This window comes from Variovorax sp. Root473, assembly GCF_001426505.1.
Classification (GTDB): Bacteria; Pseudomonadota; Gammaproteobacteria; order Burkholderiales; family Burkholderiaceae_C; genus Variovorax.
The window spans coordinates 19,317-32,980 of record NZ_LMEV01000018.1 but is presented as its reverse complement, the minus strand read 5'-3'; the positions used below and the strand labels follow the sequence as shown (position 1 = coordinate 32,980).

Genomic DNA, 13,664 nt, shown 5'->3' with positions numbered 1-13,664 from the left:
ATGGAAAACCTCGACGTCATGGTGCTGCGCACGCTGCGCGACTGGCGGCGTGCCGGCAAGCGCGCGCTGCTGACCACCGTGGTGCGCACCTGGGGCTCGTCGCCGCGGCCCGTGGGCTCGATCATGGCGCTGGCCGAAGACGGTGCCGTGGTCGGCTCGGTCTCGGGTGGCTGCATCGAAGACGACCTGATCGCGCGCTACAGCCATGCCCACGGCAAGGGCGAAGACGTGCCGCTGGGCGCGCCGCCCGCGCTCGTCAAGTACGGCATCACGGCCGACGAGGCGCATCGCTTCGGGCTGCCTTGCGGCGGCACGCTCGAGCTGCTGCTCGAATACGCGCCCGACGCCGACACGCTCGACACCCTGGTCGCTGAACTTGAGCGCGGCAAGCTCATGTGCCGCACGGTGACGCTGGCCACCGGCGCGGTGCGGCTGGCCGAAGCGACCGCGCCCGACGAGCTCACGGTGAACGACTCCGAGCTCACCAACACCTTCGGCCCCGAGTACCGCATGCTGCTGATCGGCGCCGGTCAGCTCGCCGAATACCTTGCCACCATGGCCAAGTTCAGCGGCTTCGCCGTGACGCTGTGCGACCCGCGCGCCGAGTACCGCACCGCGTGGACGCTGTCCGGCGTGACGATCACCACCGAGATGCCCGACGACGCCGTGCTGGCCTTCCGGCCCGACCGCCGCAGCTGCGTGGTGGCGCTCACGCACGACCCCAAGCTCGACGACCTTGCGTTGCTCGAAGCGCTGCAGAGCGAGGCCTTCTACGTGGGCGCGATCGGCTCGCGCCGCAACGCCGACGCGCGGCGCGGCCGCATGATCGAGCACTTCGACCAGACGGCCGAATCGCTCGCGCGCCTGCGCGGACCCATCGGTATCTTCATCGGCAGCAAGACGCCGCCGGAGATCGCCGTGAGCGTGATGGCGGAAATCCTGGCCGTGAAAAACGCGGTGACGCTGCCGCGCGAAATGGAAGTGGCGCGCGCCAAGGAAATCCAGCAGCTGCAGCCGAGCTGAACTGGGCGAGCGTCGTTCAGTCCACGCCCAGCAGGTCGTAGATGCGGCGCACGTACTCGCCGAACGCCGGGCTGGTCTTCACGTGCAGCTTGCGCGGCTCGGGCAGCTCGATGCGGAAGAAGTCGGCCATGCGCGCCGGACCCGCCGTGAGCACGGCGCAGTGCGAGCCCAGGAACACGGCCTCCTGGATGCTGTGCGTGACCACGACGAAGGTCTTGCGGCTGCGCTCCCAGATGCGCAGCATCTCCAGGTTCATCTTCTCGCGCGTGAGCGCATCGAGCGCACCGAAGGGCTCGTCCATGAGCACCAGCTTCGGGTCGTGGATGAGCGCACGCGCGATGGCTGCGCGCTGTTGCATGCCGCCCGAGAGTTCGTAGGGCAGCTTGTCGGCGAAACCGGTGAGGCCGACCATGTCGAGCAGCTCGTGCGCGCGTTCTTTCGCGGCGCGGCGGTCCAGCCCGAGGATGTCGGCGGGCAGCAGCACGTTCTCCAGGATGGTGCGCCACTTCAGCAGCAGCGGCTGCTGGAACACCATGCCGACATCGCGACCCGCGTTGAAACCCGTGCCGCCGGGCCCACCGATTTCGAGCGTGCCGCCGTCATGGCCGTGCAGGCCCGACAGGATCTTCAGCAGCGTCGACTTGCCGCAGCCCGACGGGCCGACCAGCGAGATCATGTCGCCCGCATGCACGTCCATCGTGACGTCGGAGACGGCGAGGAACTCTTCGTTGCGTTTGCGATAGACCTTGCGCAGCTGCCGCATGCGGATCAGCGGCGCATCTTGCAGCGGTGCGAGCACGGCGCTCATGCGAGCCACCGCGCCAGGTTGTTGCGCACGAACGCGTCGTCTGCCAGGTCGCCATGCTGGCGGTAGACGCGGTCGATTTCCGCCGACTGGCCCTGGCCCAGGCCTTCTTCCGGATCGAGGCACCAGATGCCCTCGAGCAGACCCTGGCGCCGCAGCACCTCGTGGCAGCCCGCGATACAGCCGTGGAAGTTGTTCGCCACGTCGAAGAAGGCGGCGTTGCAGTCGGTCACGCGCGAATCGAGCGCGAGCAGGGCGGGGCTCAGCGCGCCACCGTTGGCGGCCAGCTCGGCCTTGATCTGCTGCAGCTGGTGCACGGCACTCGAGGTCCATACCGACCAGTGGCCCAGCAGGCCCCCGCGAAAGCGCACCTGCACGGGCGCGCCGTCGCGCATCGCGGCAAAGGGCAGCGCGAGGTCCAGCACGATGTGGTCGTCGTTGCCGGTGTAGAGGAACACGCGCTCCTCGGCGCGCGCATCGACCAGCCCGCGCACCACGTCGATGCTGCGGTAGCGGTTGAAGGGCGCGACCTTGATGGCGAGCGCGTTCGGAATGAGCGCGAAGCGGCGCCAGAAGTCGCTCGACAGGACCGGGCCGCCGACCACGGTCTGCAGGTAGAAACCGATCAGCGGAATCTCCTGCGCCACCGCCTCGCAGTGGGCGATGAGTGCGTCTTCCGACGAGCCGGCCAGCGCCGCGAGGCTCAGCAGTCCCGCGTGGTAGCCCAGCGAGACGGCGGTGCGCGCCTCGGCCTGCGCCTGCGCGGTCGGGCCGCACAGGCCGGCGATCATCGCCATCGGGCGATCGTTCCAGGCGAGGCGGTCCTGCATCGCGGCTTCGAGCACGGTGGCGTACAGGCCACGCTCGCGGATCGCGAACTGCGTGGTGTGCACGCCCACCGCGAGGCCGCCGACGCCGGCATCGACGTAGTAGCGGGTCAGCGCGCGCTGGCGCCGGCGGTCGAACTGGCGGTCGGCGTCGAGCGCCAGCGGATGCGCGGGGATGACGGTGCCTTGCGACAGCAACGCAAGCACGTCGGCGGGAAGGTCGGAGCGGTTCAGTGGCATGGGCGAAGGTCCTCAGGCGAACTCGGGGCCGGCGATGGCGTGGATGAAGGCGGGGTGTCCGGTAGGCGGCTGCGCGCCCTCGCGCGTGGCCAGCGCCATGCGTGCGAAGCTGCGTTGGGGCGTGAAGCCGGCGGCGCGCAGCGCGGCGGTCATGGCCTTGCGGTCGTCGGGCACGTCGATGTAGATGCGGCCGTCGACGCCACGCGCAGCTTGTGTCAGCAACGCGGCGGCGACGGCTTCGTCGGACGACAGCAGCGGGCCGATGTGATGCGCAGTGCGACCCGCACGCACGAGACCGAAGCCCAGGCCATTGCGCACGCAGCGGCTGTCGTCGCGGCCGAGCAGGTCGGCGAGCACGGCGGGGCGCGCGAAACCCAGCGCCTGCGCGTCGAGCGCGGCGAGGTTGTCGAGGGCGGGCTTGTCGGTGGCGAGCGATGCGGTGGCCGGTGCGGCTTCGCGCTGCCAGCGCGTGAGCCGCCACAGCGGCGTGAAGCCGAAGCTCGCGTAAAGCGGCTCGCCCGCGGGCGTGGCGTCGAGCATCGCGACGAGGCGGGCGGTCTTCACCGTGTCGAGGCAGCGCGCGAACACCGCGCGGCCCAGGCCCTGTCCGCGCACCTCGGGCGCCACGAGGATCATGCTGATCCAGGCCACGCTCCCCATTGGCAGCACCGCGCCGCTGGCGATGAGCCGGCCCTCACCGTCGCGCACTCCATGCACCGTGCCGAGCCGCTCGAACAACCGCCAGTCGTGCGCGGTCTGGTTCCAGCCGCTCGCGACGACCAGCGCGTCGAGCATCGGGGCGATGCCGGGCGTGATCGACGACAGGGCTTCGACGGCGTGCATGGTCGTGGGCTCAGTACTTGCCGTCGCGCGATTCGAACTTGGTCGGCTTGCCGTATTGGCGCTGCTCGCGCGAGATCCAGTCAGCCACCCAACGGATCTGCTGCGCGAGCGGCACGCGCGGGTAGCCGAACAGCCGCTCGGCCTCGCCGGTGTTCATGAGCCACGCGGTCGGCGCTTCTTGCCCGGTGATCGTCACCGGCTTGTCGAACTGGCGCGCGAACTCTTCGGCGAGCCAGCGGATCGACGTGGTCTCGGGTCCGCTCACGTTGAGGGGGGACGTCGGCACGGTGGCCGCCGCGAGGCAGCGCAGCGCCTGTGCGTTCGCGTCGCCCTGCCAGATCACGTTGACGTGGCCCATGGTCACGTCGACCGGCTCGCCGCGCCACACCTTGAGCGCCACGTCGGCCAGCACGCCGTAGCGCAGGTCGATGGCGTAGCTCAGGCGGAACAGGCGCCCGGGCGTGCCGTGGCGCTGCGAGAAGTACTCGAACATGCGTTCGCGGCCCACGCACGAGTTGGCGTATTCGCCGGGCGGGTTGGGCGCGTCGCTCTCGCTTGCGCCCTGGCTGGTCACGGGCACGAAGGGGTACACGCAGGCGGTCGAGAAGGCGACGATGCGCGAGGCATGGAAGTGCTCGGCCACCAGCGCCGGCACGTGCGCGTTCATGGCCCAGGTCAGTGGGTTGTCCGCGTCGGCGCCGAACTTGCGCCCGGCCATGAAGACCACGTTGGCACAGGGCGGCAGCGCGGCGATGGCGGCGCGGTCGAGCAGGTCGCAGGCGATGGTCTCGATACCGTGCGCTTCGAGCGCTTCGCGCACGCCGGCTTCGCTGAAGCGGGCGACGGCGATCACGCGGCGACCGGGCATGGCGTTCTTGGCGAGGCGGGCCAGCGTGGGGCCCATCTTGCCGCCCACGCCCAGGATCATCAGGTCGCCGTCGAGGCGGGCCATGTCGCGCACGAGGTCGCGCGAGGGCGTGGCCAGGTAGCCTTCAAGCGCGCCTTCGCTCTCGAAGCGTTCGGGAAAGGGCAGGTCGTCGAGGACAGGCGTGGAGGTCATTGGATTCTTGCGTCCTGGGTGATGAAGAGGCGCTCCAGCAGAAGCACCAGCAGATAGAGCAGCACGCCCAGGCCCGTGATGAGCAGCACGGCCATGAAGACCGCGGGCGTGTCCAGCGAGGCCTGGACCTGGATCATCAGATAGCCCAGGCCTCGTTCCGAGGCGATGAACTCGCCCACCACCGCGCCCGCCACGGCGAGGATGGTGGCGACCTTCATGCCCGAGAACACGTACGGCAGCGAGCCCGGCAGCTGGATGTAGCGAAACAGCTGCCAGCGCGAACCCTTGAGCGCGCGCACGAGGTCGAGCAGCTCGGGCTCGGTTTCGTTGAGCCCGCGGATGGTGGTCAGCAGGATCGGGAAGAAGCACAGGCTGAAGGTGATGAGGATGTTCGGCCCGATGCCGTAGCTGAACCACACGATCACCAGCGGCCCCATCGCCACCTTCGGAATCATGTTGAGCGTGACCAGCAGCGGGAACACCAGCAGCATCAGCCGCTTGCTGGTGATGAAGAGCAGCGCGCAAAGAATGCCGAGCACCAGGCCCAGCGCGTAGCCGCCGAACACTTCGAGCGCGGTGACGCCGGTGTTCTTGAGCCAGCTGTAGTTGGGGTTGGCCAGCGTGGCCAGCACCTTTGAGGGCGCCGGCAGGATGAAGGGCTGGATCGCGAAGATCCGCACCGCCAGCTCCCACAGCGCGATGCCCGCCAGGTGCACCGCGACCACGAGGGCCCAGCGCTGCCATTCGGGGCGCTCGCCCGACAAGGGCGCAGGTGCGGGGGGCGCCAGAGCGCCATCAGGTGCCGTCATCTCAATTCCTGGGTCGAGGAAGCAATGCGGCGAATCATAGGAGTCGCCACGACCCGAGTCAACCAACTAGTTGATAATTTTTTAGGAGGCGGCTTTGTCGGGCCGCAAGGCGTTGAGCGCGAACTCGATCACGTGCCGGCGACGCTGCAGCAGCGCGCCGCGCGCGTCGAGCGGCTTGCCGAAGATGGCCGACAGCGTGTGGTTGTTGGAGAAGAAGAAGTACGAGATGCCGGCGATCGAGATGTAGAGGTTGATCGCGTCGAAGTCGGGCCGGAACACGCCCGCCGCCACCCCGCGCTTGAGCGTGGCCTCGAGCATCTCGATGAAGGGCGAGTGCATTTTCTGCAGCCGCTCCGACTCGCGCAGGTGCGCGCCGTGGTTGCGGTTCTCGTCGGCCAGCAGCGCGATGAACTCGGGGTGCTCGGCCAGGTAGTCGAACGAGAAGGCCACCAGTTGCTTCATGGCCTCGAGCGGCTCGAGTTCGTCGAGCGTGAGCTTCTGTTCCTTCTCGCGGATCTCGCCATAGACCGATTCGAGCGCGACCAGGTACAGCCCCTGCTTGCTGTCGAAGTAGTGATAAACCAGCTGCTTGTTGACCCCGGCGTTGGCGGCGATCTCGTCGACACGCGCGCCCGCGAAACCCTTGGTGGCGAACTCGGCCACCGCGGCGGAGATGAGCGCCTGCTTGGCGGCGGCGGGGTCGCGCTCGCGTTTCGTGGCAACGGTGCTGCGAGCGGTGCGGGCAGGGCTGGTGGCGGTCATGGTGTTCTGGTTCTCCCGGCAATGGCAACGTGGCCTGGATGATCTGGATTGTCAGTCAACCAAACAGTTGGTAATATAAATTTCAGGACCTGTTTTTACCTTCTTTTGGAGTGATCCGCATGAAAAAGCTGTTGTCGGCCGCCGGCGCCACCGCCTTGCTGATGGCCTCGGCCCCTGTCGCATTCGCGGCCGATGCCATGAGCCTGATGCTCAACTGGACACCCACGGCCGATCATGCGCCGATCTACTTTGCGAAGGCCAAGGGCTGGTACACCGAGGCCGGCATCGACCTCAGCATCGAGGCTGGCAAGGGCTCGGCCGTGTCGGCGCAGCGCGTGGGCACCGGTGGCAGCGACCTGGGCATTTCCGACCTGCCCACGACGATCCAGGCCAAGGGCAAGGGCGCCGACGTGAAGGCCGTGATGGTCATCTACGCCAACAGCCCGCAAGGCTTCTACTGGCTCAAGTCGTCGGGCATCAATGGCCCCAAGGACTTCGCGGGCCGCAAGATCGGCAACCCGCCCGGCGACGCCGCGCGCCTCATGTGGCCGGCGTTCGCGAAGAAGGTGGGGCTCGATCCGGCCAGCGTGAGCTTCGTCAACGTGAGCCCGCAGGCCAAGGTGGCGGCGCTCAAGAGCAAGTCGGTCGACATCATCAGCGACTTTTACAACGAGCACGACCTGAAGGCGCGTGAATTCGGCGCCGACCTGGGCTTTCAGCCCTGGCGCGACGCGGGCGTGAACGTGTACGGCAACTCGCTGATCGTGAACGGTCCGTACCTTGCGAAGAACCCGGGCCAGGTGAAGAAGTTCGTGGCCGTGACGCAGCGCGCCTACGACGCCTGCGTGAAGAGCTTCGAGCCCTGTCTGCAGGCACTGCAGGCCAGCGTGAGCGGCCTGACGCCCGACAACCAGCGCGACCAGTGGAACCGCATCAAGCAGCTGATGCGCGACGACACCACCACCAAGGTGGCGCTCGGCGCCTTCGATGGTGCGCGCGTGAAGGCCGACTACGAGCTCGTGTCCTCGCTGATCGGCATCGACAAGGCCTACGACCCGGCGACGCTTTTCACCAACGAGTTCCTCGACAAGGGCGTGCGCATGGCGCCCAACTGACCGGAGGAGAAAGCCGCCTCAGTCCGACTTGGCGGCGGGCGGCACATCGGCGTTGCCCTTCTGCCGTTCGCGAAAGAGAGCGGCACGCATCAGGAAGATGGTGGTGATTGGCGCTGTCAGCACGATGAACAGCACGATCAGCATCGCGTGCAGGAACAGGCTGAAGCCCTGCACCGAGAAGTAGGCGATGGTGGCCACCGTCAGGCACCAGGCGCCCACCGTGGCGCCCAGCGTGGGCGCATGGATGCGGCGAAAGAAGGTCGGCAGGCGCACCAGGCCGAAGGAGCCGATGGCCGCGAAGGCCGCGCCCAGCACGGCGAATACCGCGGTGATGATCTCAGCCCACAAGGGCAGGGCGGTGGCGCTCATTCGATCACCTCCCCGCGCAACAGGAACTTGGCCAGCGAGGTCGAGCCCACGAAGCCGAACAGCGCCACCAGCATCGCCGCCTCGAAATACACGCTGCTCGCGTAGTTGATGCCGAGCACCAGCATCATCAGCATGCCGTTGATGTAGAGGCAGTCCAGCGCCATCACGCGGTCTTGCGCGGAGGGGCCGGCCAGCAGGCGGAACAGCGCGCACAGCATGGCCACGGCCAGCAGGAAGAGCGCGGCCTTCAGGGCCCAGAAGAGAACAGGCGTCATGATTCGAAAATCTCCATCAGCGGACGTTCGTAGCGGGTCTTGATCAGCGCGATGAAGGCCGAGTCGTCCTCGAGGTCGAACACGTGGATCAGCAGCGTGGTGCGATCGAACGACACTTCGCCCCAGGCGGTGCCGGGCGTGAGGCACATGATCATCGCGAGCACGGCGAGCCCGTTGGGATCGCGCATGTCGAGCGGAATCTGCACGAAGCGCGCGGAGATGTCGGCGGTGCGGCGCGTGAGCAGCAGCCGCGCCACGTCGTACGCCGACTTCAGCATGTCGAAGGTGACCAGAAACGACAGCCGCAGCGCCACGCCGGGACGGCGCATGCGCACCCTGGCGGGCCGCAGGCCCTTGGTGATGAGCGGCACGGCAATGGCGAGCACCGCGGCCGACAACAGCGTGGCCGCTTCGAGCGACTGGTTGAGCAGCAGCCAGATGACGAACAGCGCGAACGACAGCGGCGGGGAAGGCATCAAGCGCTTCATGGCTTGGCTTCCTCTTTCTTCGCGGGCACCGGGTTGGGTTTCTGCTTGGCACCGAGCACGGCCTCGCGGTACGCGGTGGGCGTGCGCAGGCCACCGGCGGTGGCTTGCGCGTGCTGCATCACAGGCTCGGCCCAGACCGTCAGCGCGACGCAGGCTGCGAGCAGGGCGGCCACCGGCAGCACCTCGAGCGCGGGAAGCGAGGGCATGGTGGCGTGGGGCTGCGTCCAGAAGTGGCGGATGCCGGTGCGGCTCAGCGCGATCAGCGAGAGAAAGCCCGCGGCGATCAGCAGGCCGAAGAAGGTCCAGCCGGCCGTGGTGACGGCCTTGCCGTCGAGCAGGCCCGAGAGCATCGCGAACTTGCCGACGAAGCCCGACAGCGGCGGCAGGCCCGCCAGCAGCAGCGTGCAGAGCATGAAGCTCAGGCCCAGGAACGCGACGCCGGCCGGAATGGCGCGGCCGTAGAGCGCCTGCGCGTCGTCGTCGAGGTTCACGTCGTTGAGCGCGCGCAGGTCTTCGGCCAGGAAGGGCGCGTTGCCCGCTGCCTCGTGCGGCGCGACGCTCATGCCTGCGTTGCGCCAGCGCTCGATCATGTCGATCAGCAGGAAGAACGCCGCCACCGCGACCGTGGAATTCACCATGTAGTAGAGCGCGCCCGCCCACACGGCCGGCTCGGCGAGCCCGACGGCCGCCAGCAGCGTGCCCGCCGACACCAGCACGCTGAAGCCCGCGAGGTTCGACAGCCGCTGCGTGCCGACGATGCCGATGGCTCCGACGAACAGCGTGGCCAGCCCGACGCTCACCAGCGCGGCCTGCCCGAAGGCGGCCGAAGCACCGGTGTCGGGCGCGAACAGCACGGTCCACAGGCGCAGCACGGTGTACACGCCGAGCTTGGTGAGCAGCGCGAACACCGCGCCCACCGGTGACACGGCCGCGCTGTAGGCCGGCACCAGCCAGAAGTTGAGCGGCCACGCGCCCGCCTTGGCGAAGAACGCGGTGGCCAGGATGGCTGCAGCCGCATGCACGAGGCCGCGGTCGCCGGGTGCCAGCTCGGCGATGCGCGCGCCCAAGTCGGCCATGTTGAGCGTGCCGGTCACGCCGTACAGGATCGCCGCGCCGATCAGGAACAGCGACGAGGCCGCGAGGTTGATCGCGATGTAGTGCAGCCCGGCACGCACGCGCAACTGGCCCGAGCCGTGCAGCAGCAGGCCGTACGACGCAGCGAGCATCACCTCGAAGAAGACGAACAGGTTGAACAGGTCGCCCGTGAGGAAGGCGCCGTTCAGGCCCATGAGCTGCAGCTGCAGCAGCGGATGAAAGTGCACGCCCGCGCGGTCCCAGCGCGAGGTGGAGTAGATCGACGCGGCAAAGGCGACCACGCCGGTGAGCGCGACCATCAGGGTCGACAGCCGATCGGCCACCAGCACGATGCCGAAGGGCGCACGCCAGTTGCCCGGCAGGTACACGCCGATGGAACCCGGGCCGCCGCCGGTGTCGGCTGCGTTCACCCAGCGCAGCAGCGCGAGCGCAGCGAGCAGGCCGATCAGGCCCGAGACGACGCTGAGGAAGGACTTGGTGCGCCGGCGGTTCTCGTTCATCAGCAGCATCAGCGCCGCGGTGAGCATGGGCACGAGGATCGGCACCGCCACCAGGTGCGGCATGCTGAACTCGAGGAAGCGGTCGAGCAGGTGGAGCACGTCGGTCATTCCACGGCCTCCCGCTCTTCACCGTCCACGTGGTCGGTGCCCGAGAGGCCGCGCGAGGCGAGCATCACGACCAGGAACAACGCCGTCATCGCGAAGCCGATCACGATGGCCGTGAGCACGAGGGCCTGCGGCATCGGGTCGGCCGTGTTGGCCAGCGTGGCCTTGAAGCCTTCGACCAGCACCGGCTCGCTGTCGACCTTGAGCCGGCCCATGCTGAAGATGAACAGGTTGACCGCGTACGAGATGAGCGTCAGGCCCATGATGACCTGGAAGGTCCGCGGGCGCAGCAGCAGGTACACGCCCGAACCGGTGAGCACGCCGATGGCGATGGCCAGCACGATTTCCATCAGCGGGCCCCTCCAGTAACGGCAGCAGCAGCGGCTGCTTCGGCTTCGGCGGCGGCGCGCGCCTCCGCTTCTTTCTCTTCCTGTTCGTCGGCCCAGCGGTGGCTTCGGACGGACTGGTGGGCCAGCGCGGTGAGGATCAGCATGGTGGCGCCGAGCACCAGCGCGAATACGCCGATGTCGAAGAAGAGGGCGCTGGGCACGTGCATGTCGCCCAGCAGCGGCACGTGCAGGTGGGCGGTGTGCGTGGTCAGGAACGGGTAGCCGAATGCGATGGCGCCGCCGCCGGTGGCGAGCGCGAACAGCAGGCCGATGGCGATCCAGCGGCGCGGGTAGATGCGCAGGTGTTCTTCGACCCACTCGGTGCCCGAGACGATGAACTGCAGCACCAGTGCGACCGACATCACCAGCCCCGCGACGAAGCCACCGCCGGGCGCGTTGTGGCCGCGCATGAAGAAGTACACCGACACCAGCACGGCCACTGGCAGCACCAGGCGCACCAGCACGGCCGGCACCATCAGGTAGCCGATGGCGGAGTCGGTGGCGCGGCGCGGGTTCAGCAGGTCGCTGCTGCCGTCGTCGACCTGCAGGCGCTGCTGGATGGGCAGCGCCATCGATTCGATGGCCGGGCGGAAGCGCCGCAGCAGCGCATAGACGGTGAGCGCCACGATGCCCAGCACGGTGATCTCGCCGAAGGTGTCGAAGCCGCGGAAGTCGACCAGCATCACGTTGACCACGTTGGTGCCGCCGCCTTCGGTGAGCGCGCGTTCGAGGAAGAAGGGCGAGATGCTCTGCGGGAAGGTGCGCGTCATCATGGCCCAGGCCAGTGCCGCCATGCCGCAGCCGGCAATGGTGGCCACCAGCAGGTCGCGCCCGCGGCGGCCCCAGGGCCGCAGCCGTGCGCGCGCAGGCTGAATGACGTCCTTGCTGCGCATCGGCAGCCAGCGCAGGCCCAGCAAAATCAGCACCGTGGTCACGGCCTCGACCACCAGCTGCGTGAGCGCCAGGTCGGGTGCCGAGAACCAGATGTACGTGACGCACGAGACCAGCCCGGCGCCCGCGGCCAGCATCAACGCCGCGAGCCGGTGGAACTTGGCCTGCCACGCGGCGGCCACTGCGCAGACGCAGCCGATGAGCCAGGTCATCGCGAACATCGGCGAGAACGGCAGCAGCTCGCGTGTGCCGCGCTCGGCCGGCGTGGTCCACAGCGACGCCGCGGCGCCCGCCACGGCCACCACCACCAGCCACAGCAATTGCCACTGCAGGCGCCGCGTGCCGAAAAGGCGGCGGCTGCGGCGGCCGGCTTCGCTCAGCAGCGCGATCAGGTGTTCGAAGATGAGCTGCCCGTCGAAGCGGTGCAGCAGCGGCGTGTGTTCGAGTCGGCCGCTGCCCAGCGGGCGGCGCAGCAGCAGATAGAGCGCGGCGCCGCCCGCGAGCGCGACGAAGCTCATCATCAGTGGCAGGTTGAAGCCGTGCCACACGGCCAGGCTGTAGGCGGGCAGCGTGCCACCGACCACCGGCGTGGCCGCGGCCGCGAGCATCGGCCCGACCGACCAGGCCGGCGCCACGCCCACGACCAGGCACACCAGCACCAGCAGCTCGACCGGCACGCGCATCCAGTGCGGCGGCTCGTGCGGGGGCTTGGGCACGTCGGGGCCGCAGGGCGGGCCGAAGAACACGTCGAACACGAAGCGCGCCGAGTACGCCACGCTGAAGATGCCCGCAATGGTGGCGATGACCGGCAGGCTGAGGTCGATCCAGGGCGTGGCCTGGATGAAGACCGTCTCGGCGAAGAACATCTCCTTCGAGAGAAAGCCGTTGAGCAGCGGCACGCCGGCCATCGAGGCGCTGGCGATGATGGCCAGCGTGCCCGTGATGGGCATCAGCCGCATCAGGCCGCTGAGCTTGCGGATGTCGCGTGTGCCGGTTTCGTGGTCGATGATGCCCGCGGCCATGAACAGCGAGGCCTTGAAGGTCGCGTGGTTCATGACGTGGAACACCGCCGCCACCGCCGCGAGCGGGCTGTTCAGCCCCAGCAGCAGCGTGATGAGGCCCAGGTGCGAGATGGTCGAGTAGGCCAGCAGCGCCTTCAGGTCGCGCTGGAACATGGCCGCGAAGCCGCCCAGCAGCAACGTGATCGCGCCCGCGCCGCCGACCATCCAGAACCACTGCTCGGTGCCCGAGAGCACGGGCCACAGGCGTGCCATGAGGAACACGCCCAGCTTCACCATGGTGGCCGAGTGCAGGTAGGCCGACACCGGCGTGGGAGCGGCCATGGCGCGCGGCAGCCAGAAGTGGAACGGGAACTGCGCGCTCTTGGTGAACGCGCCGAGCAGGATCAACACCAGCGCCACCGGGTACAGCGCGTGCGCGCGGATGATGTTGCCCGAGGCCAGCACGATGTCGAGTTCGTAGCTGCCGACGATGCGGCCCAGCACCAACACGCCAGCCAGCAGGCAGAGCCCGCCGGCGCCGGTGACGGTGAGCGCCATGCGCGCGCCGCGCCGCGCGTCGCGCCGATGGTGCCAGTAGCCGATGAGCAAGAAGGAGAAGAGACTGGTGAGCTCCCAGAACAGCACCATCTGGATCAGGTTGCCCGAGAGCACCACGCCCATCATCGCGCCCATGAACGCGAGGAAGAACGAGAAAAAGCGCGGCACCGGGTCCGAGGCCGACATGTAGTAGCGCGCATAGAGCACCACCAACGCGCCGATGCCCAGCACCAGCATGCAGAACAGCCACGCGAAGCCGTCGAGGCGGAACACGAGGTTCAGGCCAAGGGCGGGGAGCCATTCGATCTCCTGCCGCAGCACATCGCCGTGCGCGACCTGTGGAAAGAGCCACGCGACCTGGATGGCGCAGCCCAATGCGACGAGCCCTGCGAGGGTCGACTCCCGGTTGCGCGCGTTGGACGGCATCAACGCGGCCAGCACGCTGGCAAGAAAGGGGAGTGCGACGAGAAGGGCGAGGGGCATTGGGGGTCGATTCTATCGACCGACCC

General features: G+C 68.5%; 14 protein-coding genes. 2 read left to right on the top strand and 12 right to left on the bottom strand.

From position 1 onward, the window contains the following. The gene (locus tag ASD34_RS22790; RefSeq protein WP_056582709.1) at window positions 1-1,023 is read left to right on the top strand and encodes an XdhC family protein; all 1,023 of its coding nucleotides are present in this window, start codon (window positions 1-3) and stop codon (window positions 1,021-1,023) included. Between the two features lie 16 nt (window positions 1,024-1,039). On the opposite strand, the gene ASD34_RS22785 is transcribed toward ASD34_RS22790, so the two are convergent. The 6 genes from ASD34_RS22785 to ASD34_RS22760 form a co-directional block, all read right to left on the bottom strand. Next, on the bottom strand, window positions 1,040-1,831 hold the full coding sequence (locus tag ASD34_RS22785; protein WP_056582707.1) for an ABC transporter ATP-binding protein: 792 nt from the start codon (window positions 1,829-1,831) through the stop codon (window positions 1,040-1,042). Next, window positions 1,828-2,895: a dihydrodipicolinate synthase family protein gene (locus tag ASD34_RS22780; protein WP_157609751.1), complete on the bottom strand. Its 1,068-nt coding sequence runs from the start codon at window positions 2,893-2,895 to the stop codon at window positions 1,828-1,830. Before ASD34_RS22780 ends, ASD34_RS22785 begins: the two co-directional genes overlap by 4 nt. Before the next feature lie 12 nt (window positions 2,896-2,907). Beyond that, the gene (locus ASD34_RS22775) at window positions 2,908-3,738 is read right to left on the bottom strand and encodes a GNAT family N-acetyltransferase (RefSeq protein WP_056582704.1); all 831 of its coding nucleotides are present in this window, start codon (window positions 3,736-3,738) and stop codon (window positions 2,908-2,910) included. Window positions 3,739-3,748: 10 nt separating this feature from the next. After that, complete coding sequence (locus tag ASD34_RS22770) at window positions 3,749-4,798, bottom strand: NAD-dependent epimerase/dehydratase family protein (protein ID WP_056582702.1); 1,050 nt, start codon at window positions 4,796-4,798, stop codon at window positions 3,749-3,751. Beyond that, window positions 4,795-5,607: an ABC transporter permease gene (locus ASD34_RS22765; protein WP_082549019.1), complete on the bottom strand. Its 813-nt coding sequence runs from the start codon at window positions 5,605-5,607 to the stop codon at window positions 4,795-4,797. Before ASD34_RS22765 ends, ASD34_RS22770 begins: the two co-directional genes overlap by 4 nt. An 81-nt stretch (window positions 5,608-5,688) precedes the next feature. Then, on the bottom strand, window positions 5,689-6,369 hold the full coding sequence (locus tag ASD34_RS22760; protein ID WP_056582698.1) for a TetR family transcriptional regulator: 681 nt from the start codon (window positions 6,367-6,369) through the stop codon (window positions 5,689-5,691). Window positions 6,370-6,488: 119 nt separating this feature from the next. Here ASD34_RS22760 and ASD34_RS22755 point away from each other — a divergent pair, with 119 nt between their 5' ends. Further along, the gene (locus tag ASD34_RS22755) at window positions 6,489-7,484 is read left to right on the top strand and encodes an ABC transporter substrate-binding protein (protein ID WP_056582696.1); all 996 of its coding nucleotides are present in this window, start codon (window positions 6,489-6,491) and stop codon (window positions 7,482-7,484) included. An 18-nt stretch (window positions 7,485-7,502) separates the two neighbouring features. Here ASD34_RS22755 and mnhG read toward each other — a convergent pair whose 3' ends face one another. The 6 genes from mnhG to ASD34_RS22725 are packed head-to-tail and all read right to left on the bottom strand — an operon-like array spanning window position 7,503 to window position 13,638. Then, window positions 7,503-7,853 (bottom strand): monovalent cation/H(+) antiporter subunit G, encoded by a 351-nt coding sequence (gene mnhG / locus ASD34_RS22750; RefSeq protein WP_056582694.1) that lies wholly within the window; start codon window positions 7,851-7,853, stop codon window positions 7,503-7,505. Continuing rightward, window positions 7,850-8,128 carry a K+/H+ antiporter subunit F gene (locus tag ASD34_RS22745; RefSeq protein WP_056582692.1) on the bottom strand — a complete coding sequence of 93 codons (279 nt, stop codon included), beginning with the start codon at window positions 8,126-8,128 and terminating at the stop codon, window positions 7,850-7,852. The genes mnhG and ASD34_RS22745 overlap by 4 nt, the downstream gene beginning before the upstream one ends. Next, complete coding sequence (locus ASD34_RS22740) at window positions 8,125-8,616, bottom strand: Na+/H+ antiporter subunit E (protein WP_056582690.1); 492 nt, start codon at window positions 8,614-8,616, stop codon at window positions 8,125-8,127. Before ASD34_RS22740 ends, ASD34_RS22745 begins: the two co-directional genes overlap by 4 nt. Then, a complete protein-coding gene (locus tag ASD34_RS22735; RefSeq protein ID WP_056582688.1) occupies window positions 8,613-10,319 on the bottom strand; it encodes a monovalent cation/H+ antiporter subunit D in 1,707 nt (568 codons plus the stop codon). The genes ASD34_RS22740 and ASD34_RS22735 overlap by 4 nt, the downstream gene beginning before the upstream one ends. Beyond that, window positions 10,316-10,666, bottom strand: a complete 351-nt coding sequence (locus ASD34_RS22730) for a Na+/H+ antiporter subunit C (RefSeq protein ID WP_056582686.1) — start codon at window positions 10,664-10,666, stop codon at window positions 10,316-10,318. The genes ASD34_RS22735 and ASD34_RS22730 overlap by 4 nt, the downstream gene beginning before the upstream one ends. Further along, the gene (locus tag ASD34_RS22725) at window positions 10,666-13,638 is read right to left on the bottom strand and encodes a monovalent cation/H+ antiporter subunit A (protein WP_056582684.1); all 2,973 of its coding nucleotides are present in this window, start codon (window positions 13,636-13,638) and stop codon (window positions 10,666-10,668) included. Before ASD34_RS22725 ends, ASD34_RS22730 begins: the two co-directional genes overlap by 1 nt. Window positions 13,639-13,664: the final 26 nt, after the last annotated feature.

Bases quoted from the DNA above. Each gene is read 5' to 3' on its own strand.
- ASD34_RS22755 (WP_056582696.1), top strand. From the start codon at position 6,489: ATGAAAAAGCTGTTGTCGGCCGCCGGCGCCACCGCCTTGCTGATGGCC.
- ASD34_RS22765 (WP_082549019.1), bottom strand. From the start codon at position 5,607: ATGACGGCACCTGATGGCGCTCTGGCGCCCCCCGCACCTGCGCCCTTG.
- ASD34_RS22725 (WP_056582684.1), bottom strand. From the start codon at position 13,638: ATGCCCCTCGCCCTTCTCGTCGCACTCCCCTTTCTTGCCAGCGTGCTG.
- ASD34_RS22770 (WP_056582702.1), bottom strand. From the start codon at position 4,798: ATGACCTCCACGCCTGTCCTCGACGACCTGCCCTTTCCCGAACGCTTC.
- ASD34_RS22785 (WP_056582707.1), bottom strand. From the start codon at position 1,831: ATGAGCGCCGTGCTCGCACCGCTGCAAGATGCGCCGCTGATCCGCATG.
- ASD34_RS22760 (WP_056582698.1), bottom strand. From the start codon at position 6,369: ATGACCGCCACCAGCCCTGCCCGCACCGCTCGCAGCACCGTTGCCACG.
- ASD34_RS22740 (WP_056582690.1), bottom strand. From the start codon at position 8,616: ATGAAGCGCTTGATGCCTTCCCCGCCGCTGTCGTTCGCGCTGTTCGTC.
- ASD34_RS22775 (WP_056582704.1), bottom strand. From the start codon at position 3,738: ATGCACGCCGTCGAAGCCCTGTCGTCGATCACGCCCGGCATCGCCCCG.
- ASD34_RS22735 (WP_056582688.1), bottom strand. From the start codon at position 10,319: ATGACCGACGTGCTCCACCTGCTCGACCGCTTCCTCGAGTTCAGCATG.
- mnhG (WP_056582694.1), bottom strand. From the start codon at position 7,853: ATGAGCGCCACCGCCCTGCCCTTGTGGGCTGAGATCATCACCGCGGTA.
- ASD34_RS22745 (WP_056582692.1), bottom strand. From the start codon at position 8,128: ATGACGCCTGTTCTCTTCTGGGCCCTGAAGGCCGCGCTCTTCCTGCTG.
- ASD34_RS22780 (WP_157609751.1), bottom strand. From the start codon at position 2,895: ATGCCACTGAACCGCTCCGACCTTCCCGCCGACGTGCTTGCGTTGCTG.
- ASD34_RS22790 (WP_056582709.1), top strand. From the start codon at position 1: ATGGAAAACCTCGACGTCATGGTGCTGCGCACGCTGCGCGACTGGCGG.
- ASD34_RS22730 (WP_056582686.1), bottom strand. From the start codon at position 10,666: ATGGAAATCGTGCTGGCCATCGCCATCGGCGTGCTCACCGGTTCGGGC.